The 23791-nt window shown below is 39.1% G+C and carries 22 protein-coding genes, 1 tRNA gene and 1 pseudogene; 10 read left to right on the top strand and 14 right to left on the bottom strand.

Translation table 11 applies throughout. The features are described from left to right. Window positions 1-26 precede the first annotated feature (26 nt). Window positions 27-245: a hypothetical protein gene (locus tag BMW45_RS27605; RefSeq protein ID WP_143057079.1), complete on the bottom strand. Its 219-nt coding sequence runs from the start codon at window positions 243-245 to the stop codon at window positions 27-29. Between the two features lie 235 nt (window positions 246-480). Further along, window positions 481-2934 carry a Spy0128 family protein gene (locus tag BMW45_RS22430; RefSeq protein ID WP_092249187.1) on the bottom strand — a complete coding sequence of 818 codons (2454 nt, stop codon included), beginning with the start codon at window positions 2932-2934 and terminating at the stop codon, window positions 481-483. Window positions 2935-3645: 711 nt separating this feature from the next. Here BMW45_RS22430 and BMW45_RS22425 point away from each other — a divergent pair. Beyond that, the gene (locus tag BMW45_RS22425) at window positions 3646-3846 is read left to right on the top strand and encodes a hypothetical protein (RefSeq protein WP_092249185.1); all 201 of its coding nucleotides are present in this window, start codon (window positions 3646-3648) and stop codon (window positions 3844-3846) included. Between the two features lie 372 nt (window positions 3847-4218). Here BMW45_RS22425 and BMW45_RS22420 read toward each other — a convergent pair whose 3' ends face one another. Then, window positions 4219-4851: a manganese efflux pump MntP gene (locus BMW45_RS22420; RefSeq protein WP_092249182.1), complete on the bottom strand. Its 633-nt coding sequence runs from the start codon at window positions 4849-4851 to the stop codon at window positions 4219-4221. Window positions 4852-5113: 262 nt separating this feature from the next. Then, complete coding sequence (locus BMW45_RS22415; RefSeq protein WP_025232866.1) at window positions 5114-5395, bottom strand: acylphosphatase; 282 nt, start codon at window positions 5393-5395, stop codon at window positions 5114-5116. A gap of 311 nt (window positions 5396-5706) precedes the next feature. Between BMW45_RS22415 and BMW45_RS22410 the strand changes: the two genes are divergently transcribed. Continuing rightward, window positions 5707-5779 (top strand) — tRNA-Thr (locus BMW45_RS22410). A gap of 242 nt (window positions 5780-6021) precedes the next feature. Here the strand turns inward: BMW45_RS22410 and BMW45_RS22405 are convergent. The 3 genes from BMW45_RS22405 to BMW45_RS22395 form a co-directional block, all read right to left on the bottom strand. Then, window positions 6022-6219, bottom strand: coding sequence for a hypothetical protein (locus BMW45_RS22405; RefSeq protein WP_092249180.1), 198 nt, complete (start codon window positions 6217-6219; stop codon window positions 6022-6024). Continuing rightward, window positions 6219-6998: a Rha family transcriptional regulator gene (locus BMW45_RS22400; RefSeq protein WP_092249177.1), complete on the bottom strand. Its 780-nt coding sequence runs from the start codon at window positions 6996-6998 to the stop codon at window positions 6219-6221. Before BMW45_RS22400 ends, BMW45_RS22405 begins: the two co-directional genes overlap by 1 nt. 108 nt (window positions 6999-7106) lie before the next feature. After that, window positions 7107-7331, bottom strand: coding sequence for a hypothetical protein (locus BMW45_RS22395; protein WP_242883212.1), 225 nt, complete (start codon window positions 7329-7331; stop codon window positions 7107-7109). Between the two features lie 148 nt (window positions 7332-7479). Between BMW45_RS22395 and BMW45_RS22390 the strand changes: the two genes are divergently transcribed. After that, the gene (locus tag BMW45_RS22390) at window positions 7480-8718 is read left to right on the top strand and encodes a DUF6076 domain-containing protein (protein ID WP_092249174.1); all 1239 of its coding nucleotides are present in this window, start codon (window positions 7480-7482) and stop codon (window positions 8716-8718) included. A gap of 109 nt (window positions 8719-8827) precedes the next feature. Here the strand turns inward: BMW45_RS22390 and BMW45_RS22385 are convergent, their stop codons facing one another. The 6 genes and pseudogenes from BMW45_RS22385 to BMW45_RS22360 all read right to left on the bottom strand — a co-directional run bounded on the left by BMW45_RS22385 (window position 8828) and on the right by BMW45_RS22360 (window position 14732). Then, window positions 8828-9655 (bottom strand): hypothetical protein, encoded by an 828-nt coding sequence (locus BMW45_RS22385; protein WP_092249171.1) that lies wholly within the window; start codon window positions 9653-9655, stop codon window positions 8828-8830. A gap of 246 nt (window positions 9656-9901) precedes the next feature. Continuing rightward, window positions 9902-11161 carry a hypothetical protein gene (locus BMW45_RS22380; RefSeq protein ID WP_092249169.1) on the bottom strand — a complete coding sequence of 420 codons (1260 nt, stop codon included), beginning with the start codon at window positions 11159-11161 and terminating at the stop codon, window positions 9902-9904. Between the two features lie 342 nt (window positions 11162-11503). Then, window positions 11504-11689: a hypothetical protein gene (locus BMW45_RS22375; RefSeq protein WP_143057078.1), complete on the bottom strand. Its 186-nt coding sequence runs from the start codon at window positions 11687-11689 to the stop codon at window positions 11504-11506. 167 nt (window positions 11690-11856) lie between these two features. Continuing rightward, window positions 11857-12219 (bottom strand): annotated as a pseudogene (locus BMW45_RS22370) (CHAP domain-containing protein); the annotation flags it as partial. A gap of 234 nt (window positions 12220-12453) precedes the next feature. Then, the gene (locus BMW45_RS22365) at window positions 12454-13041 is read right to left on the bottom strand and encodes a hypothetical protein (RefSeq protein WP_092249160.1); all 588 of its coding nucleotides are present in this window, start codon (window positions 13039-13041) and stop codon (window positions 12454-12456) included. Window positions 13042-13193: 152 nt separating this feature from the next. Beyond that, window positions 13194-14732, bottom strand: coding sequence for an Ig-like domain-containing protein (locus BMW45_RS22360; protein ID WP_166433446.1), 1539 nt, complete (start codon window positions 14730-14732; stop codon window positions 13194-13196). Window positions 14733-15420: 688 nt separating this feature from the next. On the opposite strand from BMW45_RS22360, the gene BMW45_RS22355 reads away from it, so the two are divergent. The 7 genes from BMW45_RS22355 to BMW45_RS22330 all read left to right on the top strand — a co-directional run bounded on the left by BMW45_RS22355 (window position 15421) and on the right by BMW45_RS22330 (window position 22838). Continuing rightward, complete coding sequence (locus BMW45_RS22355; protein WP_092249154.1) at window positions 15421-15738, top strand: ArsR/SmtB family transcription factor; 318 nt, start codon at window positions 15421-15423, stop codon at window positions 15736-15738. 112 nt (window positions 15739-15850) lie between these two features. Further along, on the top strand, window positions 15851-16912 hold the full coding sequence (gene arsB / locus BMW45_RS22350; protein ID WP_092249151.1) for an ACR3 family arsenite efflux transporter: 1062 nt from the start codon (window positions 15851-15853) through the stop codon (window positions 16910-16912). Between the two features lie 34 nt (window positions 16913-16946). Next, entirely contained in the window at window positions 16947-17135 is a 189-nt protein-coding gene (locus tag BMW45_RS28080) for a hypothetical protein (RefSeq protein WP_166433445.1), read from the top strand. Window positions 17136-17223: 88 nt separating this feature from the next. Further along, window positions 17224-18081, top strand: coding sequence for an arsenite efflux transporter metallochaperone ArsD (arsD, locus tag BMW45_RS28880; RefSeq protein WP_166433444.1), 858 nt, complete (start codon window positions 17224-17226; stop codon window positions 18079-18081). A gap of 1 nt (window position 18082) precedes the next feature. After that, window positions 18083-19819 carry an arsenical pump-driving ATPase gene (arsA, locus tag BMW45_RS22340; protein ID WP_092249145.1) on the top strand — a complete coding sequence of 579 codons (1737 nt, stop codon included), beginning with the start codon at window positions 18083-18085 and terminating at the stop codon, window positions 19817-19819. A gap of 13 nt (window positions 19820-19832) precedes the next feature. After that, entirely contained in the window at window positions 19833-20225 is a 393-nt protein-coding gene (locus tag BMW45_RS22335; RefSeq protein ID WP_092249142.1) for an arsenate reductase ArsC, read from the top strand. A gap of 1065 nt (window positions 20226-21290) precedes the next feature. Then, on the top strand, window positions 21291-22838 hold the full coding sequence (locus BMW45_RS22330; RefSeq protein WP_092249140.1) for a flotillin family protein: 1548 nt from the start codon (window positions 21291-21293) through the stop codon (window positions 22836-22838). 64 nt (window positions 22839-22902) lie between these two features. On the opposite strand, the gene BMW45_RS22325 is transcribed toward BMW45_RS22330, so the two are convergent. Continuing rightward, window positions 22903-23784 (bottom strand): GGDEF domain-containing protein, encoded by an 882-nt coding sequence (locus BMW45_RS22325; protein WP_092249137.1) that lies wholly within the window; start codon window positions 23782-23784, stop codon window positions 22903-22905. Window positions 23785-23791 lie beyond the last annotated feature (7 nt).

Raw genomic sequence — 23791 nt, 5'->3', positions numbered from 1 at the left:
TTACCAATTAATTCTTAATGTTTTTTTTAGAAAACAAAAGGAGCCGAGTGTTTTGCACCGTTTCTGAATTGACGATAAACAACCACTGTTCCTCCAAATTTTTCACTTAATTCAAACTCCGGGACAGCCAATCCGACCTCTTCGAAATCACAACGCGGCTTCTTCCCCTCTGCTTCTAACAAAAGGTGTCCATGCTCAATCGAAACGTGAACACAGACACCTTTATATAAAATGATGCTATTCAATTATCAAACCTCGCAAACTACCCTATCATTCCTCTAATAGTTTCCCAAATGTGACCGTTTGCATTTTCATGCTACTATTAAAATCTAACCTAGTTTTTGTTTCGGTAATTACAGCAATACACCCGGAATAGTCGAGATTAAACACTCTTCTATTCCCTATTTTTTACTAGAAACCATCAAATTTTTCAAATGTAAGAACTCTTTTATCGGGTTGTGGTATGCTAATTAGAGTAGTTTATTTTTCCTTACGACAACAGTCACATACGCGATTGACAAAGACAGGCTTGCCATCCGGATAGCTTATAGTCGCAACAAGCTGCCCTGTGCCATTGTTTGTAACGGTCACCGTTACCGGGAATACACGGCCGTCCATTTTAAAACAACAACCTGATGGTTTCAGCTCACGGACTGTAAAGTTAAACACACCGGGCTGGTTGAAGGTAAGCGCCGGGAAAACGATATTGCCGCACGCGTCGTTTGTAGCTCTTGCGACCTCATTGCCGTTTTGATCGAAAACTGCAAAGGTGAAGTCATTACCGCACAGGCGCCCGCCGCAAAGACATTTTTTTGCCCGAATAGTCGCTGTAGCAGGCTGTAGCGGCTGCTCGAATGTGTTCGTGAAGCTTGGAAAACCGTCCGGGAAACTGACGCTTGCTACGAGCTGTCCGTTCCCAGTATCGATTACGGTGATGATGACAGGGAAAACCCGTGTGTCCGGCGTCCAGCCCGTTGGAAAGCCAGTTTCGCGCACTGTGAAGCTGAACACTCCGGGGGCATCGAAGGTTATGGCCGGAAATGTCACGTTTCCAGCGGCATCGTTTGTTGCCATGGCGACAGGGTTGCCAGCTTGGTCGAAGACGGTGAAAGTGAACTGTCCCGCTTCCAGTGGCGCGCCGACAGCAGTTTTAATGGCAGTTAAGGTCACATCCGTCGGGAAGACAAAGGGCGTCCCGTTGGTGTAGCTGATATCGAAGTTGTTGTAGCCCTGTGTGAAAGGTACGGTCCAATGAGTGGCGAAAATATGGGAAAAATAGAGAGCATCGTCAATAGGGTTACGGTTGAATGCGCGTGAAGCCTGGTTTACTGAAAAGATGACGTCGGAGGCTACAGTGAGGTTGGCTAGTTCAGCATAAGCAATCCAGATTCCTCCGCCGTCGAGGCCTGCAGTATTATTCGTTATTGAACAGTTGGCAACCGAAACAAACGACCCCTTGGTGATGATACCACCGCCATCCGTGATTGCGCTATTATTGGTAATTATGCCACCTGTTATTGTCAAGACGGGGGTATCCCCAGGTATTTCTCCCATTGAAATTCCGCCGCCAAAGTTTGCCATGTTATTTTCAATCGTTCCACCTTCGATGTTGACAAAGTTAGCAGGGCTGAAATTCGGATAAGTCCAGATTCCACCGCCATAGCTTACCGATGTGTTGCCGCTAATCACAGCATTATCGCTTATTGTCGCGGTTGAAGTAGTCCCAAATGAAAGTATCGCAATGCCACCTCCGCCCCTGTCCTGTCTCGTAGGGTCGCCGCTGCATAAGGCGCTGTTGTTGATGACTTTCGCCTCCCCGAAGACATTAACTGTGCAACCTTGAAACCCGTAAATCCCGCCGGCAGTTGCAGCCGCTTCATTTGCGCTTACTTCTGCAGTGCCATTTAGGTTAAGCGTAGAATTGTTTAAAAAGATTCCACCGCCGCTTCCTGCCGTGTTATTAAATATTTTTCCGCCGCTCATTTCGAAGGTATTTCCTTCCTGGACATATATACCTCCGCCTTGATTGCTGCCAGTTGTAATAGTGGCACTGTTTTGGGTGATCAGACCGCCAGTCATAATCAGTTCACTAATCTTACTTTGAACACCAATACCTCCGCCAAAATTTCTGATACTGTTGCCTATTATGGTGCCTCCATTGATTATAAGAGCAGCCTGTGCAACTATGGTGGTAAAGACGTTGATTCCGCCGCCAAATCCCATGGCTGTATTATTGCTTATTTCGCCTCCAAGTATAGTGATGATAGTATTTTGTGCGTTTATACCACCGCCGTCATTTGTAGTAGCGGTATTGCCGGTTATTGTCCCGCCATTGATAGTGAAGGTGGAACCTAACACCGCCGACCTTCCGTCGACAGACATGCCGCCGCCGGAGTTACTTGCTGTATTGCCGATTATTTCTCCTCCGTTTAGTGTAACGTTACAGCCAGAAGCCACAATCCCGCCTCCGAAGATGGCGCTACAATTTGTAATAATTGTATCATTATTTATGATAAGCGTGCTTCTCGTGGTATCGCCCACGACTTGTATAGCACCGCCATTAAGGGCACTTTTACAATTACTGAAGGTGCAGCCGTTAAGCTCTACAGAGCAGTTTGAGCCGAATATAAACAGACCTCCACCCGTACCACCACCATCTAGGATTATACCGCTGTTAACTGTCATGGACACATTAGAAATGGGCGTGACACCTGTTGTAAAGTGGCGGAAAGTATCTCCTACAGGAACACTAAGCGTAACATTGCCGTTGATGGCGTTTATGAGGTTGATGGTTAAGGTTTTTGTTATCCCTGCCGCACTTGGGAAAACTATATCATTTTGAATGAAAAAATTAATTGTATCCCCGACTTGTGCGCTTTGTATTGCCGTTGTAATATCGTTAAAAGTAAAAACAGCTATATTTATAATACTCATGTTGCTTGTCTCCTTTTATTGTGAAGTCTTAGTATTTTCATATAATATATATATAAATATATATTTATATATTATATGTCAGAAGGGAGCGAACTGGCCCTTTTCAACCTTTCACCTAATTTTTTCAAAAGAGGGTATTCTCTATGGTAAAAAAGGAAACGAAGCCCGAAACGCTTTATATTGTGAAAACGTTTGAGCCGGTAACTGTTGGAATATGCTCTATATGTATTCGATAGAAATGTAATACAGGCTCCAGGAGAATTTTAAGCTGGTTATCTCAATCCGGAGTTGCTTTATACGGAATTGTCTAAATTAATAAATATGGGTGGCTCTCATGATAGTAGCCACCCTTCCCTTCTGTTTTAGTTTATAATAATGAACCATTAATCGTTTATAATACATTACTTCTAATTTATGATATGCCGTCTCAATGGTAATCCGCACATTTTTAGGTGATTATCTGCTAGTTCAATTACAAGTCTATTATAATACTTCTTTTGTTAATTATTTTACCTTTTTTATTCACAATGAAATCTTCTATAATTTAATATAAAGTTTTACCAGCTATTTTTTACAAGCATTATGGAAATTTTTGGTAGTTGATATTAGGTATTAGCTGGCAGGGTAGAGAGCGAATTAATCATTCTAAAAAATGCACATCTCGTCTATCCGTCCCATATAATATACTGTAAATAACGATATTGAGGTATTATGTTATGGGTTGCTCTAACTTTGATGGCAGAAATAATTGTAGATGCAGATGTGAATGTAAATGCGAATGCGAGCGCGTTGATCCTTGCGCGGAAGAAAGAAGAAGATGCTATTGTGAAGGATTTCGTGATGGATGCAATTGTGCACCATGCTGCGGAAGAAATGAAGAAAGATGCGAAAATAAGTGGGATTGCTAGTTAATATAAAGTGGCGGGTTTCCGGTATTCGAACCCGCCATTTACAATATTTAAACTTAATGAGCTGCAGCTTGTGAGCGTATCATAATTAGAGAGAACACCCAACGAAAAAAGTGATTTTTTTAATTCCGACAAGGACATGTTTTGCTCTTCAAGTATTGTTGATACTTCTTAAAATTCTTCTAATTTAAAAGAACATACCAAAGACCATAAGGTCTTTAAATTCATATTTCATCCGCACCACCTCCCATCTATGTATGATGGAAAGCCAACGCTTTTGCATTAACTCGATTGTTCTATGTGACTATGGTAACATATCCCATTTCTATGTGCGATAATTTTTCCAAACATTATCCATACATATCCCCGCTACATTTTACAAAGGAATAATCCCCAAATGCCCAAGCAATATTTTTAAACCAATTAATACTAATATAATACCTCCGGCCAGCTCCGCTTTCGATTTGAACCTTGTGCCGAATACATTTCCTATTTTAACACCGATCATGGATAAGGCAAATGTTGTAATCCCGATAAAAGAAACCGCCGGAACGATGTTGACCTGAAGGAAGGCAAAGGATACACCCACAGCCAGAGCGTCTATACTCGTGGCAAGGGCAAGGGGCAGCATCTCGTCGGGCTTTAAAGTGGCTTCCTTGTTTTCAGGCCGCTTTCCTCCGGGGCAGTTTCTGTCTTTGCACGTTTCAACCGGACAGACTCTGTCAGGACATCCCCCTCCTTTAAAACTTTCAAAAATCATTCTACCGCCAAGAAAGCAGAGCAATGCAAACGCGATCCAATGGTCATAGGAGATAATCTTGTCCGCAAACCATGTGGCTGCAAAATACCCGATAAGCGGCATAACAGCTTGGAATATACCAAAGTACAGACCTACAATCATTGCCTTTTTTACGGTTGTTTTCTTCATTGTCAGCCCGGTGCAGATCGCCACGGCAAATGCATCCATAGATAGCCCCACAGCAAGAATAAAGAGTTCAACTAAGTTCATTTTACTTCCTCCGTACTAAATCGTTTATTCAACAAAAAAGACTCCCGTACAACCCTGTCAGGTTATACTTGAGCCAATATAAAGAAAAAGACCTATGTATAGCCTGGGCTATACATGAGTCTCGTTTTTTAAGACAAGCCAGACCATCATGGTCAGTATGTTGACTTGACACGCGGCAGTCCGCGCAAACTACTCCCTCATGAGCTATTCTGTTGTGTTGGTAGTATAACATGGGTATGCAGCCGCTGTCAATCTTTCTCACTTAATACCTTACCCGGAATCCGCTTTCTTTCACTGGCGGGATCTCTGCCGCCTGGAAGCTGTCAATCATAATGTAACGATCCTGCCTTAAATGGTCAAACAGGCGGTCTATTTCTTCTTCCCGCCCCTGCAGCTCCATTTCCACCCGACCGTCATCTAAGTTTCTTACCCAACCAGTAAGGTTAAGGCCCCGGGCAAACTGCTGGGTTCGGAAGCGGAATCCCACCCCCTGAACCCGTCCGCTGACATAAACATGCTTTCTAATTTCACCCCATTTTTCCATCGCATTCACCTGCACCCTGACCTCCTTAATGACAGGGTTTCTCCTTTATTAATAATAGTCTTATCAATGGTCACATATATTTAATTATAAAAAACGAACTTGTTTTCCGGCTGACTCTTTCCGCAATTTTGTGTAAAAAAACTCCTTATAAATAAGCGCTCTCTCCTGGAATCTTTTACTAATTATATCTTTTTATGGGGAGTTTGGCAATAATTACGCAATTTAAGTTTTTTTTCAAGTAGGGGTTGATTTTTTACCATTTAGCTGTTATACTATCAAAGGTTCAGACCTTATATTATTATAACCGGATTGCTTCCGTAGCGCAGTTGGTAGCGCAACGCATTCGTAATGCGTAGGTCGGGGGTTCGAGTCCCCCCGGGAGCTTTATAAAAACCTCGTTTTTACGGGGTTTTTCTTGTTTTATAAGATGAATTTAGTTATAGATAAATTTGACAATATCTAAATGACTAACATTTGACTAACGTTTTTTATTATCTATCAGCAAGCCTACATCTATTGAATATGTATAATTCAAATATCAAATTAAGACCATATTAAATGGGCTGTGCACTAATAAATTTATCAGTCACAACCCATATTTTTAAATAAAATCATTATGTGATTTTTTATATTCCATAAATATTGTCATGAATAAGTTCAAATACCACAGTTAAAAATTTCTTATTCGTTAAATCATCATCAGTGCAATTCTCTCTAATTACTTCCCCAACAATATTATTAAACTCTGCCTCACTTATTTCTTGGCAATTCTTTTGTAATTCAATAACACCATGAACTATTTCATCAGGAGTTTTCTGTTTCATTATGCCACCTCCCGGCCAACCACCATTTCAAACAGTTCTTTGAACGAATCGGCATAATACATAGGCTGTACCTCGCGCTGGCACTGTGGGCTTACGGCATTCTCGCCGTATTTTAACCCTTTTTCAGTCAGGGCATTATATTTCTTGGTTCCGCTTGGGCTTGAGGTTGATTTCCTGGTCCTCTCTTCAAGGTAACCCTGTTCTCTCATTAAAACATTGAAGTTCTTTGCTGACATACCTAAATCAAATTGTTTCAGTAAATCTGTAGCTGATTTTAATTCCCGGCTGCCGTTATACTCATACTTAGGAAGGAATTCTGTCGGTAGGTCGTAGCTCTTATATAACTGTCCGATCATCAGTAGCTTGCTGGCATCATTTACACGGAGTATGTCAGCTACAACGCTAATACATTCCACCTGCTCCTTGAATGATATCTGTTTACTATACTGTATTCCCTTTTCAATGAATTCCTTCATCTTGTCAAAGGCTTCTATGTATCTGGCTGTGTAATGTACCCCTTTCTTACCCTGCAGTTTATTGGCGATCATATCGCAGCCTTTCTTTGTGCAAAGGAAGCAAGGTCTTTCTTTTCCCTGCGCATCTACATAAGTACTTGGCATAAAATAGTCTAGCGAACGGAATTCTCCGTTGGCTAAATGCCTAATGTATCCGTCTATTTTTTCCAGTAAATCCGCATGTCGCGACTCTACGACCGTCGCTACTTCTCTACTATCTGTTAAAAGCTGCCCGTTCTGCTCAAATACCGTTAAACCATACATATAATAAATCTCCTCTCATTTTTCTTGATTCGCCGAAAGGATCATGTTATACTATATACATATCCTTTCTGGATTTTGTTGTCGGAGTAAACACATCGCTCGCCAAAGTTACTGTGTTTGCTCTTTTTTTGTTCCAGTTAATTCATTAAGATAATGATCAATTTTTACCCTATCATATAATGACCTCCTTCCAATCTTAACCTCTGCACCAATAGACCTGGCAAACTCTACTCCTCGATTTCTTCCCAAACTCAGGTAGTAGCACACTTCACTTGCATCTAATAACCTTTTATCACTTTTCCCTGTCATTGTTTGTTCTTGTCTTTCTCTCACAATTGTCTCCTTTCGAAAATCTATTTATTTTCTTATCGATTCTCTATTTTGATTTTATCATGTTTTATTGACTTTTTCAATTGATTGCGGTAGAGTATAATAGAACACTGATTTTCGTGTAACTTGATTTTCGATTTCGGAGGGTTGTATGGGACTTGAATTCGAATTATATTCCATGTATCATAATACTGATGCTAACACAATGGGTATTACCACTCCATTAGGTTTAATGGAAGAGGAGTACGCTGTCGGAGAAAACTTTTTAGAATATCTGAATTTGGATTTTAATTACTATAATGAATTTTATAAACTTTATGATGAATTTCATATAGCAACACTACTTAATAATCCAAAAAAGATAAAAATTAAAGAACAAATATTTTTGGAATCATGCAAGAAAATTTACACCTTACGAGCTGACAAATATGCAGCTGAAATTAATGATTTAGAGAGGAGCTTAGAAGAGTCAAACAAGAAAAAAGGTACAAACAGTTCTAAAGAACTTAAAAAGTTAAATGTATTAAAAACTGGAATGGAATTTTATTTAAAAGATTTTAATGAGATGAAAAATGCAAGCAGTTTTCAAGAGCTTGAAAAGTTAGGTGTATTAGAAAGTGTGTTTCTGTTTGCTTTGGAAATTTCAGATTCTTCTGAACATCCATATATATTCCACTCGCAAATGCCTTTAGGACGTGATCTTAATATCAAAAAGTATCAGGACCGTTTTAAACAGTTAATTGATTTCTGTTTTAATAAAGATTACTCTACAGAGTTAAATAATCTATCAGCATGGGAAAGATATTATTTATGGCAAATCAAAAATAGCACAATCAATCACATTTCTGTCATTGAATTTTACGAACCTACCATTGAATGCAGTTATGCTATATTGCCTAATAAAGATTTTTCATTTGACAATAAACAAGAAATCATAGATGGTAAATTAAATAATAAAGCAATCCAATCGTTAAAAAGCCTCGAGGCATTCCCGGTAAGATTGAATCATTGCAAAACGCCAACGGAATATGCATTTTGTGAATTTCATGCGATGTTAGACTCAAATATAAAAATCAAACGCTGTGATTTTTGCGGAAATTATTTTATATTGTCAGGCAATTACCATACAAAATACTGTTCAGATTGTAAGAATAAGGCGATAAAAAGTGCCAGGAAAAGTAAGGTGGATTCATCTCCAATTCTAAAAGAATACGAAAAAGCATACAAGCGCATGTATGCCAGACGATTAAAAAACACAATGTCCAATAAAGAATTTGGTTTATGGACAGAGAAAGCATCTGCCACACGTGATGTTTTTAATGAAAAATACAATTCTGCATCGTCAGAAGACCTGCTAAGGGAATTCAAAGACTTTCTAGGAAATAAATAAACAAGTGAAGCCAGGCGCCTATAACCTGGCTTTTACTGTTCCCTCATTCATATAGTGCAAAAAAATTAAAGGGACGAGTCTCGAATGCCCTAAAGTAAATAAAAGATTTTTAATATTCTTTAAATTCTGCCAAATAATTCTGAAAGTAATCATCCTTTTTTCCAAGCCATGTATACATCATCAAAATTTCAAGATTTTTCTTGTTTCCTTTCAAAAATGGCTTATTTCCAAATTTACTGCAATAGCTATTTATATTAAACAGATTTGTCCTTTTTTTGTAATTATATTCATAAGGGTGTATATTATAAGGATCGTCTACTTTAATTTTGCTGCCAGGAGGCCACATGTCAACATTGTCATCAAATTCATATATCAAATATTTTTGAATGGCAGCGGCTAAATTTACATTATACTTCCTATATGTATCATTAAGCCATGTTGTGATATTCTCAGAAATTTTAGGAAAACCAAAGTACTCATATTCTCTTTTTGTAACTACAGCATGGTATTCTTTTATAAACTGGTATAACCTCTCTGTTTCGTCTTTTAAACAAGGACGTTTCTTTATCAGCTCAGCATAGCAATTATAGGATATTGTCCTAAAATCGCTATCTTCAAATGCAAGAAGAAATCCTGATGTATTTTCACAATATTTTTGTATGGTTTTATTTACCTGATGACCGGTTTCATCATATATCATCAAAAACCATTTAATAAGTTCAGGAGAATACTCTCTAAGTGCTTTGGCATATTTATTAAAACGTTCATTCTCTTCTGCTGAGTGATTTTCAGCACCTTCTATGGGAAGATAATTATCGAAATATTCAAATATATAATCTATGGACTTTTTAATGTTACTTACCTTTTGTTCCATATCAAATTCATTTATATGATCTTCCGTTTTCCTTTTGGCTATATATTCTTCTAATCTTATCATTCTAAACCTCTTTTCTACTCCGGGCTTTAACATGCGCCTCATCTCTCATTGGATATACCTGCATTATACTATTTTTTGTGAGGTTGTAAAATCCCTTTTCGTGTAGACATAGTAAATGGGCCCCAGCCGGAGAACTGGAACCCATAGTAAATAAGAAAACCCCGAAAACACAGTGTTTTCCGGGGTTCTGCTGTAATTCGATTTTCTGTCTGCTTATCTCTTTGAGAAGTGGGAATGCCTAGGTCATTAGTTAACCTTGGTTATTGTATAACTTCCATTAGAGTTTTTAGCCACCTTCCACTTATCACCGTTATCATCTTTTACCGTTCCGGAAGTAACTATCTTTCCAGATTCATTTACCATATAATTTTTTCCGTCTACCGTTACCTTTTCATATTTCATGCCTTCTTCAGCACAAACTACCTGACCATTTTTATAAAGATAACCTTTTGCCACTCCGGTAAAAGAGCTTCCTTTCTCTCCTATTTTACCGCTGTCAGAGAAATAATATGTACCATCATCTAAATCATCCGAATCTTTTATCGTCACCTTACCCTGCTGCATTTTTCCGCTGCTTTCATCAAAAAAATACCAAGTGTCACCGTTGGAATTAACTTTTCCGGTAACCATTTTTCCATTTTTATCAAAACAGTAGACTTCGCCGTTTATTTTAGAAACTCCATAACCGGATGCAATGGAGGTAGTATTATTGGAAGCAGTGTAGGCAATTCCTTTTTTAAAATAATACCAGCCTTCATCTGTGTTTCTTCCTTCATCACTGCCTTTATCATTTAAATAAACCCAGCCTTCCACGCGGTCACCATTTGATGGTCGGTAATATTTATAAATAGTGTTGGAACCGGACTTAAACTCGACCCAGTTTTCCAACATAAGTCCATTCCCATCAAAAACATAATAGGTATTGTCAATTTTTTTCTCAGTATTTTTGACCATTTTTCCATTACTGTCGAAACAATACCAGCCGGCCTCATCAAGGGAGACATCATCACTACCTAAGTCATCAATGTATTTCCAGCCTGTTGTAATTTCTCCGCTGTCTTTCAAATAATAAATTGTGTCATTATCCTGGATCCATCCAGTATCCATTTTTCCTTCTGAAAAATGATACTTTGTTCCGTTAATAGTCAGAAATCCATCCTCTTTTGCTTTGCCGGAACTCTGGAGATAGTACCAGTGAATTGCCCCGTCCTCATCTGCCGCCTGCGCCCATTGACTGGTTAGCATGGCACCTGACTCATTTACGATGTAGTAATTACCATCATCAATTAAACAATTGACAGCCATATATCCATCACTGCCAAGATAATACCATTGTTCTCCTGATTTTTTCCAGGTATTAGTAACGGCATAACCACTGGAATCCAGATATTGATATTTTCCATCCTTTTGAACCCAACCCTGAGCCGCCGCCAGTGCAGTAAAACTAATGGTTGAAACTGCCGTTGCCATAAAAAACATAATTAATAATTTTTTTATACTTTTCATCTTGGATCTCCTTTCCTTTGATCTGATGATACATTATTTTAATTCAATATTATCATTATCAATAATACTAGTCAAGATTAGGTAGAAAATGTAAATAAAATTAAAATAAAAGTAATTTTTGAGTTTGCAACGGAACTGGCTCAATGTGTATTTTTATACTATAGTTCTAGATGTTACTGAAAGGTTAGATAATAGTATATATAAAGAAAACCCCGAAAACATAAGCATTTCGGGGACTGGTAAATTTTTGAATTTGTGAGAATCCTATCTCTTTGAACGTTTGGATAACTTTTTACCCTGTATTCCTTACGTTTCCTCTTATCTTTGTTCTCTATATGCACGCTATTCTACTTTCTTGTGGTTTTCTCCTGTTTCTTCTATATTATATATATCGGCCTTAATACCTTTTTGTTTCATTGCATCGATCACCGCTGCTGCCTCTGTTTTACTAATCGTTTCAGTGAAAAGCAACCCGTACTTTCCTTTTTCAATAATCAGCCGTGCAGGAAAGCCTTTTTTCTTTGCCATTCCTACTGCCCCTATCACCTCAGTTTTACGTTCAAATGCACCTTGTATAATTTTATACACCGATTCTGCCTTTGGTACTTCCTGCGGCTCTTGCACGTTTCCTGCTACCGTTTCCGGTTGTGTCTTTTTGCTGTCATTGTTAATTCTCCTGTCTATGCTTAGTTACTTTAAAATGCCCCTATAAACTGTACGCCACTAGAATCCGTTACATACAATGCACATTCCAACGGGTGCCCGGCTCTTGGCTCGAAGTAATAATCCTTCCCACCAATCACCTGCCAGCCTGTGACCGCATATCCGTCCGGATTGAAATAGTACTTATGACCGTTGATGATCTTCCAGCAGGTTTTATAATAAGTAGTTTTTGAATCTGCATACCACCAGCCGTTGTTGTCCTTATTCCAACCAAGGGTATATGTTGGCTGCTCCATAATGCTCCAGTCTGGACGCCCATACCCCATGATCCTACTCTCAGTCAGGTTATAGGACTTCTGGCATACTCCCCCGCCATTCTCAATCACACCGCTGGCCCCGGAACTGGTTTGCATTGTGGAATCCATGCCGACTGAAAAAGGAGGCTTTAGGCAGCCTGTTTTTAAAGGTATAAGAGAAGATAAAGCAGCAATAGAGTGTCAGGTATAGGCGGGTAATGGTATTCCATGCCTGTCTTTTTGGTAGAGTGGCAAATATGTATTAATTAGTTTCCCACTCTACCAAAAATGGGTACTGAATATCAAACCCTCTTATACATTAATGTAAGTTATTTAATTCAAATTTATTCCATTATTAGTAAAACTAATATCAAAAATTTCATCATCTTTTATATAAAAGCTGATAGAATATGCCTCTTGTATATTATCATCTATTGGAATTCCTTTTTCATCAAGTTCTACTTGAATAAGCTTTCCATCTTTTACTATAAATAATCCAAAAACATAAAGACTCATTTTATTATATTCTAATTCATCTGTATGTTTTACAGCTTCATTTACATCTGGATATTTCTTTTTGTATCTTTGACTTATTTCTTTTTCTTTGTCATTAATTGGGCGAAGTACTGGGTAACAGTCTCCAGAAAAATAAAAATCTGTCAGATCATAGTTTGATAAAGCAACTTTCGCATGATCATAAAGTTTAACACCCCTTTTAGTTTGATACTTTTTGTCTTCATCTCTATGATATGACAAATAAATTAAATCGCCCTTTGGGTAATTAAATAATTTCCCGTCTGAATCATAAATTGCAAAATCCTCAACCGTCCAAGCCTTTTTATCAGCTTTTGCATTACAGCCTACTAAAAATAGTAAGGTTATAAATGTAGCTAAAACAATTAGTTTCTTAACGCTCTTCATTTCAAATCCCCCCCTAAATCATGATGAGACGATTATATTACATAACATATTATTATTCAAGTAACTATTTAGCAATTATTGGTAACATTATAGGATTATAATTTGATGCTAATAAAAAGGCGGGCCCGGAAACCGGATACCGCCTTATCAAACTATTCTCTTACTCTTACATAAACACGCCCAATGATTTTTCCTTCTGTATCCTTTGCGCTAATTAAAACCAATCCTTTGCTCAGTGCTGTAACTTTTCCTTTGCTGGTTACATTAGCTATCGATGAATCCATCGGAACCCATGTAATATTTGCTGTATTAGTAAAATCATCCGCTGTCAATCTGGCTGTTTCACCAACTCTTAAATCAATTGCAAGTCTATAATCGTCTGCATTCTCTACTACTAATACGTTTATGTAGTCCGTATAGGATCCGTCCGCACTCTTAACTGTTATGACTGTATTACCAGGTGCCAGAGCTATCACAATCCCTTTTTCATTTACTGTAGCTACGGTTTGATCTGAGGAAGACCAAGACATTTGTGTATTTACATTTAAATCATCGTCTACACTTAATCGGAGTGCTTCGGCAACCTCTAAAACTACTTTTAATTTAGCTTCGGTTGTGGGAGGTGTTTGTCCAGCAATTGGCGTAACTGAAGCTTCGTTGGAATTAGTTATTTCTACACCTGCATTAACTGAACTTACAACATAGTAATATGTAATTCCATTGGTAACTTCCGTGTCTGTATATGAAGTTTCTGTTATATCACTAGCTATGGTTGTATACGGGCCTCCTGCAGTTGTGGCACGTTTAATGGTATAGCTTGTGGCGTTTGTTACTGCATCCCATGTTAAGTCAACCTTAGAATCTCCACCAACAGCTTTTAAATTTGATGATGTATTAGAATTTGTTGTTATAGCTGAATCGTAAAATTGTACATTATCTAAATATCCTTTGTAAAAATACCTCCCCTGATTCGAACTTGACGCATCACTTCCAATATAAGTAGGCGAAAAATTAGTTTCTGTAGTACTCGCGGCCGTTGTTTGTGCAACAGGAGTTGTCATATCGTCTAAATATAATTTAACCGCATTCTTATTTGTTGTTCCATCCCATGAAAATAAAATATCATGCCATTTTCCATCGCATATACTTTCAGGTGTTTGAATCTCAAAATTGAGTAAATTAATACCATAGTATGCTACAATATAAAGAGTTTCAGGTCTTGCTGTTAAAGTGGGGTAAAGATTACCTCTATCGTTAAACGTATCCGCCCCAATTGCAACAAAGTATCCTGTTCCATGAGTTTCTGTATTACCTGCACTCATGATAAATTCAGTTTTGTTCGAAAAAGTTAAAGGATCTTTTTTCACTTTGAACCTAAATGCTTTTGCACCTGATTTAAAAGAAGATGCGACTTTTAAATAATCGTTAGTTCCATTAAAATACCTTGCTTTTCCCTCTCCATTATAACCATCAACTAATTCATCTCGATTTGCACCATATCCTCTGCCATTAGATGGACTACTTCCTGTATCAATAATATTACCCATACTATCATTATCAAAATTAAACACATGTACAGGTTTAATACTTTCATCTATTGCATCGGCAAAAGTAGTGATCTGACCTATAAACAATACGCTAACCATTAAATATACTACCGCTGCTATTTTACGCAGTGAATTTGTCTTCATGCAAAATTCCTCCAAGTTATTTTGTGTAATATTTGTTAATATTCTAAATTTATAAATGAAAGAACAGAAAATAAAGCCATCTTTTAAATGACTTATAAGTTTTTTGATATAATCGATTATAAATTTCATGAAATCCGTTTAGTCACAACAATTTAGAATATGTTCTTATAATATCAACTTTTGCAACTAAAATCAACCTTTTTACCAAATTCTGGTAATTAATGCAGCGCTCCAGCCTGTTCCGGTGCGAGCTTAGATATTATCATTCTCATCAATCAACCAAATCCCTTGAGCACCATCCTGTACCCGTGTTTCTGGCTCCCATGTGCCATTCTACTTCCCAATAGTCCGTATTTAGCTCATTGGCATTCCTTCTTTCTTAAAACCCTATTTTTTCTCAATCCCACCACTTTCCCACTATCTTAATTTTCTTACTTGCCCCAGCTAAATCAGCTTGTGTCCATCTCCTATCACCTAGCCTTGAAGAAAGTAATAATCTTTATATCGAAATAAATCCTAAAATAGGTATACTGCACTTGCTCTTTTTGCCCTTAGAAGGCTTTTTATCTTTTATACATACAATAGGAAGCTACATTTATTAGATGAAAGAATGCGAAAAATAGTATTGACATTTCAAAATTAGCGGCATACAATAACATATAGAAAATATTCTATGTGAGGTTGTACTATGGAAGAAAAATATATTCAGAATGCCAAAGTCCTTAAGGCTTTGTCCGATCCAAAACGATTACGAATTGTCGATATGCTTTCTTGCGGTGAGCTGTGCGCCTGTAGTATTTTGGAGAAGTTTCATATTACCCAGCCAACCCTATCCCATGATATGAAAGTGTTGATGGGTGCTGGTTTAGTGAAAGCAAGACCGGAAGGTAAATGGATTTATTACTCATTGAATGATGAACACCTAAAAGCTTTTTATCAGCAGTTAGGAGAGATATTCAATTCGAAACCCGATTGCATTTGCCATCGTAAAGGTGGTGATATATAGATGCATCACTGTCACCGCAGTTGTCGGTGTCATGTTCCTTAGGGGAAATTTGGCACCGATAAAAAAATTGTCGTAATATAGAAAAAATTCAATATGACAGGAGCATAATTATATGAAATCAGATAAGCAAACAGACATAGGCTTTTTTCAAAAATATCTCACCGTATGGGTTATTCTCTGTATGGTGATAGGCGTATTAATAGGAAGGTTTTTGCCAGCTATCCCCGATTTTATGAATCAGTTTGAATATGCCAAAGTATCTATACCGATGGCAGTTTTAATCTGGCTGATGATTTACCCTATGATGATGAAAGTAGATTTTCAAAGTATTAAAAATGTTGGCAAAAATCCCAAAGGGTTGTATGTAACATGGATTACTAACTGGGTTATTAAGCCGTTTACAATGTATGCATTAGCTTCACTGTTTTTCTTTGTAATTTTCAAAGCATTCATCTCGCCAGATTTGGCAACGCAATATCTGGCAGGCGCGGTACTTTTAGGAGCTGCACCATGTACTGCGATGGTTTTTGTGTGGAGCAGCTTAACGAATGGGAATCCTGCTTATACCGTTGTACAGGTAGCAACCAACGACCTTATTATTTTAGTAGCCTTTGTACCCATAGTAAAATTCCTTCTTGGCGTTTCCAATGTTTCTGTACCGTGGGATACTCTAATTTTATCGGTAGTGCTGTTTGTAGTAATTCCGCTGGCAGGTGGAATGTTGACCAGAACACTGGTAATCAAAAAGAAAGGTGAAGAATATTTCAACAATACTTTTGTTAAAAAATTTGATGGTGTTACAACTATAGGATTATTGTTAACGCTGGTACTGGTTTTTGCGTTCCAAGGAGAAACAATAATCCGCAATCCTCTACACATTGTCTTAATCGCTGTACCACTGATTATTCAGACGTTCCTGATTTTCTTTATCGCTTACTTTACTGCCCGACTACTGAAGCTGCCATACTCTATTTCCGCACCAGCCGGAATGATCGGCGCGTCAAACTTTTTTGAACTATCTGTCGCTGTGGCTATCGCACTGTTTGGTACCAGCTCTGCCGCTGCGCTTGCTACTACCGTTGGGGTCTTAACTGAAGTACCCGTGATGCTTTTTCTTGTGAAAATAGCAAATAAAACCACCCATTGGTTCCCAGAACCCAATGTCAAAAAGTAATTTGAACAAAGTCACATTGATAAGGAGGATTTATATGGTTGGCGAATTGAGCATTAACAATATGAATGATGTATCAAACAACCAGAAGGCTGTTTATGGGCTAAATAATATGAACAGTACCACAAATGATATAAAAACTCCATATAGTTTAAACAATATGAATGGAGTGTCAGAGGATGATACTAAGATTTACAGCATTGACAATATGTGTGGTAAATGCTGACCCTGGTCATGACCAAAGTGCCGTCAGGTTAATAATAGTAAACTCGAAAATAGCACTCAAAAATGGTTTTCAAAGGAGGGAACAAACCATGTCAAAGAAATTAAGTATTGATTTTCTTTATCTGGACTTGAATACCTGTGATCGTTGCATGGCTACGGATAGCACATTAATTGAAGCTCTTGCAGAACTTTCCGGTGTACTAGAAGCACTGGACTACCAAGTTATAGTAAACAATGTCAATATCACTACAAAGGAACTCGCAGAACTATACCATTTTTTAAGCTCCCCAACCATACGGGTGAACGGTTTTGACATTTGTGGCAACGTCACCGAAAACAACTGTTGCAGCTGTGGCGAAATTTGTGGTGACAATGTGGATTGCAGAACATTTACCTATGAGGGCAAGACCTACGACCAGCCTCCAAAAGCAATGGTTATAGATGGTATCTTACGCGCAATTTATGGGGAGTTCCCGACTGAAAGCCTCTCCTACACACTGCCTGCTAATTTGGAACGCTTCTTCACGGGACGCGATTCTAAAATAAATTCAATGAAAGAAGGTAACTTTATGAAAACAATGCAAATTTTTGAACCTGCTATGTGCTGCTCGACTGGACTTTGCGGAGTAGGGGTTGATCCCGAATTACTTCGTATCTCTACTGTACTTGATACGTTGAAAAAGAACGGCGTAACTGTTGATCGTTTTAATCTCAACAGCGCACCAATGGAGTTTGTTAATAATAAGGCTGTGAATGACTTCATCAATGATAAAGGGCCGGCTGGCTTGCCCGCTACCCTGATAGACGGAAAGATCGTTTTGACCGGCAAATACCCCACCAATGCGGAGTTTACAGAGTGGTTAGCCCTGTCCGCCGGTCTGTTGGGAAAACCAGTAGAAAAGGCGCAGGGAAATGAGGGCTGCTGCTGCAAAGGAGGTTGCTGCTAAAGTGAATTTATTCGATCCACTTACTATCAAACTTACAAAATACCTTTTCTATACCGGCAAGGGCGGCGTGGGAAAAACCAGCGTTGCCTGCGCCACCGCTGTATCGCTGGCAGATAGTGGAAAACGGGTGCTGCTAATCAGTACCGACCCAGCCTCTAATTTACAAGACGTTTTTTCGATGGAGCTAACAAACAAGGGGACTCCGATTCCCGACGTGCCTAATTTAGTTGTGGCGAATCTCGATCCAATTAAAGCCGCTGCTGAATATCGGGAAAGCGTCATTGCTCCTTATCGCGGCAAACTTCCTGGCGCTGTTCTCGCTAATATGGAGGAACAGCTTTCTGGCTCCTGCACCGTGGAGATCGCAGCGTTTAATGAATTTTCCAATTTTATCACAGACGGTAAAATACAACAGGAATATGACCATATTATTTTTGACACCGCACCCACTGGCCATACGCTGCGTATGCTTCAGCTTCCGTCCGCATGGAGTGATTTTATCAGCGAAAGCACTCACGGTGCCTCCTGTTTGGGCCAGCTTTCCGGTCTGGAAAGCAAAAAGGTGATTTACAAGCAGGCAGTGGAAACTTTGGCAGACGGGAACCTGACCACATTAATCCTTGTGACACGTCCCGAAACAGCACCGTTCAAAGAAGCAGCACGGGCTTCCGGCGAACTTTCCTCCCTAGGAGTTCGCAATCAAATGCTGGTTATCAATGGTGTACTAACTGAATACAGCGACTCGCTTTCTTCCAATCTGTATGAGAAACAGCAGACCGCAATTAGCACTATGCCGGTAAGTATACAAACGCTTCCGCTTCATATGGTTCCCTTGCGTGCCTATAACGTCACAGGGCTTGAAAATGTGCGTGCCTTGTTAAATACTGACCATGTAACTGTACACAACGAAACGCTGATTGCCGTTCATGTTCCTACGTTGAATAATGTGATTGACGAACTGGCAGCAAGCGGTAAGCGCGTTATTTTCACGATGGGTAAAGGTGGCGTAGGTAAGACAACTGTTGCCGCTGCTGTTGCATTGGGTCTTGCAAAACGTGGAGAAAAAGTTCATCTTACAACTACCGATCCTGCTGCACATCTCAAATTTGTACTAGACGAAAACTGTGGTGTTTCTATGAGCCATATCGATGAGGCCGAAGAACTGAAAAAATACCAGTCCGAAGTGCTTGACAAGGCCCGCGCGTCTGGTATGAGCGATGGAGATATTGCCTATGTTGAGGAAGATCTGCGTTCTCCCTGCACACAGGAAATTGCTGTGTTTCGAGCCTTTGCAGAAATAGTTGATAAAGCCGACGATCAAATAGTAGTGATTGATACAGCACCTACCGGCCATACCTTGCTTTTGCTGGAATCCACTCAAAGTTACAATCATGAGATCCAGCGAACAAAAGGTGAAATCCCTGAATCAGTGAAGAAACTTCTTCCAAGGCTGAAATCTGATGAAACCGAAGTTCTTATTGTGACCCTGCCCGAAGCAACACCTGTTTATGAGGCATTGCGTTTGGAGGATGATTTGAAGCGGGCAGGTATATCCGCTAAGTGGTGGATTATCAACCAATCATTGTACGGCACGGATACCACTAATCCTATGTTGGCGGCAAAGGCATCAAATGAGGTTGAATGGATTAATCGTGTTGATAAACATTCTGGTAGTAAATTTACGTTAATTACATGGAGTGGTGAAGAAATCAAAGGCGACCGTTTATTAACACTTTGAAAGGACGAATGATATGGTAAAGGTAGCGTTTATTTGTGTTCATAATTCTTGCCGTAGTCAAATTGCAGAGGCGTTAGGCCGTCATCTTGCAGGTGATGTTATGGAATGCTATTCAGCAGGAACGGAAACCAAACCACAAATTAATCAAGACGCTGTGCGTCTAATGAGACAGATTTACAATATTGATATGGAGGCAACGCAATATAGCAAACTCTTGGCAGAAATCCCACCCGTGGATATTGTGGTGACAATGGGCTGCAACGTCCAATGCCCATTCCTGCCATGTAAGCGTCGTGAGGATTGGGGATTGAACGATCCTACTGGCAAGAGCGACCATGAATTTATTGAAACAATTCGCGTTATTGAAACAAGGATTATAAATTTAGCCGAAGAATTAGGCCGATAGAAAATGCCGCCGTCATTATAGTCATATACTGATTCGACAACGTGTTCTTAGAATCTTGAGAAGTATTATAAGAGGTAGGGATATAGATGCCCTACCTCTTTTTGTAGAGTGGCAAATATAAATTAATTAGCTTCTCTCACCATTATCTTGAGATAAAGCTGGTACTATTACTATCATATCGCCATAAATTGAAGCTTAATTCTTATTTTATTAGCAGCCACAACGGTCTCTATCACAACGGTCTCTATCACAACGGTCTCTATCGCAACGGTCTCTATCGCAACGGTCTCTATCGCAATCATTATCGCAGTCGTTATCAAAATTACATCCACAGCCGAAATTAAAACATCTATTAAATCCGCAGCCGAAATTGCAACATCTATTTAATCTGCAGCCGCAACATCTATTACATCCACAGCCGAAATTGCACCCACAACGTCTATTAAAGCAACACATATATTATATACCTTCCTTAGCTAAGATTGTACTATAATGTATGAGCTAAAAAGACAAGACGTGTAATTGAGCATTTCCATGCTATCATACAACCAGTCCCGGATACTGCAGCGCCCCGTTCTGATCCTGAATGGATAACAGATGGGTTATGGTAATTTAATATAAATAAAGGGCGGGCCCGAAATTGAATTGAACCCAAAATGTTGGATAAAAATCTAACATGGAGGGTTCACTTCATATTGGATACCCGCTATACTATACTTTACTCTATATCTTAAATTCATACCCATACCCTGAAGTACGTCATACTCCGTACTTTTCTACTAATTCCCAAAATTAAGCTTTTTGTATTTAATCAACCGGCATTACAGTCATTATCTACATTGATATCAACACTTATAAATGTGTTCGTTAACATATTCATGTGATTTGCTTTCCTTTTTTGTGTTGACAAACTCATTTTGTAAATGTATACTCAAATCAATGGGTCGGGGGTTCGAGTCCCCCCCGGGAGTTTTATAAAAACCTCGTTTTTACGAGGTTTTTTCTTCATGTAAAGAATTACTTACACAATGCAATTGAAACTTTTTATGCTTGAAAGGAGAAATTATGTTAGAGATTATTTTACCATTCGTTCTTACTGCTGCAGCTGTAATTGTCCTGCTTGGTATCTTAGCAAGCGGATATGTAAAGGCACCGCCAGACAGGGCTTTCATTATTTCAGGATTAAAAAAAGAGCCAAAGATTTTAATCGGACGCGCCGGAATTAAAATCCCATTTCTTGAACGATTAGATAAGCTTTACCTTGGTCAGATGACGGTGGATATCAAGACAGAACAATCTGTGCCAACCAATGATTTCATCAACGTGAATGTGGACGCTGTTGCGAAAGTAAGAATTGAACCAACGGAAGAAGGAATCAAATTAGCTGCTAAGAACTTCTTAAATAAAAACCAGGATCAGATTACCCAGGACTTACAGGATTCCCTACAGGGTAATATGCGTGAGATTATCGGTACTCTTACTTTAAAAGAGATCAATACTGACAGAGATTCCTTCTCCGATCAGGTAATGGCAAAAGCATCAAAAGATATGAAAAAACTTGGGATTGAAATTGTATCTTGCAATATCCAGAATATATCCGATGAGAATGGCCTTATTAAGGATCTTGGTGCCGACAATACGGCAAGAATCAAGAAAGACGCTTCTATCGCAAAAGCTCAGGCGGAAAGAGACATTGCTATTGCTCAGGCAGAAGCGGATAAAGCCTCTAATGATGCAAGAGTACTCGCTCAAACAGAGATATCCCAGAAGAATAATGAACTTGAGATCAGGAAGGCTGAATTAAAGAAAGAATCTGACTCGAAACGCGCGGAAGCGGATGCAGCCTATGAAATTCAGAACCAGGAACAGCAAAAAACAGTTCAGACCGCTACGGTAAATGCCCAGATTGCAAAAACAGAGCGGGAAGCAGAACTAAAGAACAAAGAAGTTGCCGTTATGCAGCAGACTTTGGAAGCCGAAATTAATAAGAAAGCCGATGCAGAACGTTATGCGGTAGAACAAAAAGCTTCCGCTGACTTGGCAAGAAGACAGCGCGAAGCGGAAGCAAAGAAATACGAGCAGGAAAAAGAGGCAGAAGCAAGAAAAGCCCAGGCGGAAGCAGAAAAATTTGCTATGCTCCAGGAAGCCGAAGGTATTAAAGCCAAAGGAGAAGCAGAAGCTGCTGCCATTCAGGCGAAGGGTCTTGCAGAGGCGGAAGCAATGGAAAAGAAAGCGGATGCAATGAAGAAATACGGGCAGGCCGCAATGATGGAAATGATTGTGCAGGCATTGCCAGAGATGGCAAAGGCAATTGCAGAACCATTAGCTGCAATTGATAAGGTTACTATAATTGACAGCGGGAATGGTGATACAGGTGTAACTTCCATGGGGAGCTATGTACCAGCTGTCTTAGCTAAGACGATTGAGTCTGTAAAAGAAACAACCGGTTTGGATATCACAGAGATCATGAAGGCAAATACATATGATGCCAAGGTAACCAGAAATGTAAATATTACTGGAATTCCTGATGGTACAAATATAAATGAACCGGCAAGTGAAGTAATTGTTGCAAACATCAGCAAGGATATTGCTGAAAGCACAGATAAAGAGTAAAAACAGAAAAAGAAAAACCATCCTTATACAGGGTGGTTTTTCTCATTTATTAATCTTATTTTTATCATATATCCGAACTTTTTTCCTTTTTTGCTTTATACATCTTTTCATCCGCCCTGCGTATAAGCTCCTCCGCAGTCACAGGAACGTCCTTCATGGTTTCTATCCCAAAAGAGATGGAAAGTGGCCCCCCTTTTACAGCCTGGCTTAACGGCATCTGCTCAATTTCCCTTTGAATGCATTCAGCAATTGCACGCGCCTGGTCTTCTTCAACGCCGCTCAGGCAAAGAAGGAACTCATCTCCTCCATATCTCGCAGCCCAAACATCTTCATGAGAAATATTCCGGGCAATGACTTCACCTGCTTCTTTGATCGTTGAATCCCCCGCCTTATGCCCATAAAGGTCATTAATTGATTTAAAATTATCAAGATCAATAAAGCATACGGACAATGGCTTATGCTTTAACAAAGCATTAATAATATCAACCGGAAGGCGCTCATCCACAAAACGCCTGTTATAAAGGGTTGTAAGGGGGTCTCTCACCGCCGCATCATTAAGCTCCTTTATAAAGCGGGAAAATATTTCTCCTTGGTTATAATCACCGTTTCCCACCAGCATTGTGTCAGTAGCATTTTTTAACAGCTCAAGTACCGCCGGACGATCGGCGTTATCAATGGGAATAGCTGTAACAAGAAGAACCTCTTCCCTGCTTTTTTCCATTTTTACAAAGCTTTTATTTTCCTGATAAGCTCTAATGGAAATACAGTTATCACAAATCCTGTTGTTTTCCCAATAATGATAGCATACATCCGGTGTCCCGGTTAAAGATGACTGGCGGTAATCCAGCACCCTTTTGTGGAGCGGATCAACCAAACGTACGATATCATACATTTTATAAAAAAAGTCCAATTTGTCTTTTATCTCATCCAGCGAAATATTATCCATTTTAACC

The sequence above is a fragment of the Lacrimispora sphenoides genome, from assembly GCF_900105215.1.
In the GTDB taxonomy this organism is placed as follows: domain Bacteria; phylum Bacillota; class Clostridia; order Lachnospirales; family Lachnospiraceae; genus Lacrimispora; species Lacrimispora sphenoides_A.
This window is presented reverse-complemented; position numbering and strand designations above follow the sequence as displayed.

Coding starts and splice junctions, on each gene's coding strand:
- BMW45_RS22430 (WP_092249187.1), bottom strand. CDS start 2,934: ATGAGTATTATAAATATAGCTGTTTTTACTTTTAACGATATTACAACG.
- BMW45_RS22425 (WP_092249185.1), top strand. CDS start 3,646: ATGTTATGGGTTGCTCTAACTTTGATGGCAGAAATAATTGTAGATGCA.
- BMW45_RS22420 (WP_092249182.1), bottom strand. CDS start 4,851: ATGAACTTAGTTGAACTCTTTATTCTTGCTGTGGGGCTATCTATGGAT.
- BMW45_RS22415 (WP_025232866.1), bottom strand. CDS start 5,395: ATGGAAAAATGGGGTGAAATTAGAAAGCATGTTTATGTCAGCGGACGG.
- BMW45_RS22405 (WP_092249180.1), bottom strand. CDS start 6,219: ATGAAACAGAAAACTCCTGATGAAATAGTTCATGGTGTTATTGAATTA.
- BMW45_RS22400 (WP_092249177.1), bottom strand. CDS start 6,998: ATGTATGGTTTAACGGTATTTGAGCAGAACGGGCAGCTTTTAACAGAT.
- BMW45_RS22390 (WP_092249174.1), top strand. CDS start 7,480: ATGGGACTTGAATTCGAATTATATTCCATGTATCATAATACTGATGCT.
- BMW45_RS22385 (WP_092249171.1), bottom strand. CDS start 9,655: ATGATAAGATTAGAAGAATATATAGCCAAAAGGAAAACGGAAGATCAT.
- BMW45_RS22380 (WP_092249169.1), bottom strand. CDS start 11,161: ATGAAAAGTATAAAAAAATTATTAATTATGTTTTTTATGGCAACGGCA.
- BMW45_RS22375 (WP_143057078.1), bottom strand. CDS start 11,689: ATGGCAAAGAAAAAAGGCTTTCCTGCACGGCTGATTATTGAAAAAGGA.
- BMW45_RS22365 (WP_092249160.1), bottom strand. CDS start 13,041: ATGAAGAGCGTTAAGAAACTAATTGTTTTAGCTACATTTATAACCTTA.
- BMW45_RS22360 (WP_166433446.1), bottom strand. CDS start 14,732: ATGAAGACAAATTCACTGCGTAAAATAGCAGCGGTAGTATATTTAATG.
- BMW45_RS22355 (WP_092249154.1), top strand. CDS start 15,421: ATGGAAGAAAAATATATTCAGAATGCCAAAGTCCTTAAGGCTTTGTCC.
- arsB (WP_092249151.1), top strand. CDS start 15,851: ATGAAATCAGATAAGCAAACAGACATAGGCTTTTTTCAAAAATATCTC.
- BMW45_RS28080 (WP_166433445.1), top strand. CDS start 16,947: ATGGTTGGCGAATTGAGCATTAACAATATGAATGATGTATCAAACAAC.
- arsD (WP_166433444.1), top strand. CDS start 17,224: ATGTCAAAGAAATTAAGTATTGATTTTCTTTATCTGGACTTGAATACC.
- BMW45_RS22335 (WP_092249142.1), top strand. CDS start 19,833: ATGGTAAAGGTAGCGTTTATTTGTGTTCATAATTCTTGCCGTAGTCAA.
- BMW45_RS22330 (WP_092249140.1), top strand. CDS start 21,291: ATGTTAGAGATTATTTTACCATTCGTTCTTACTGCTGCAGCTGTAATT.
- BMW45_RS22325 (WP_092249137.1), bottom strand. CDS start 23,784: ATGGATAATATTTCGCTGGATGAGATAAAAGACAAATTGGACTTTTTT.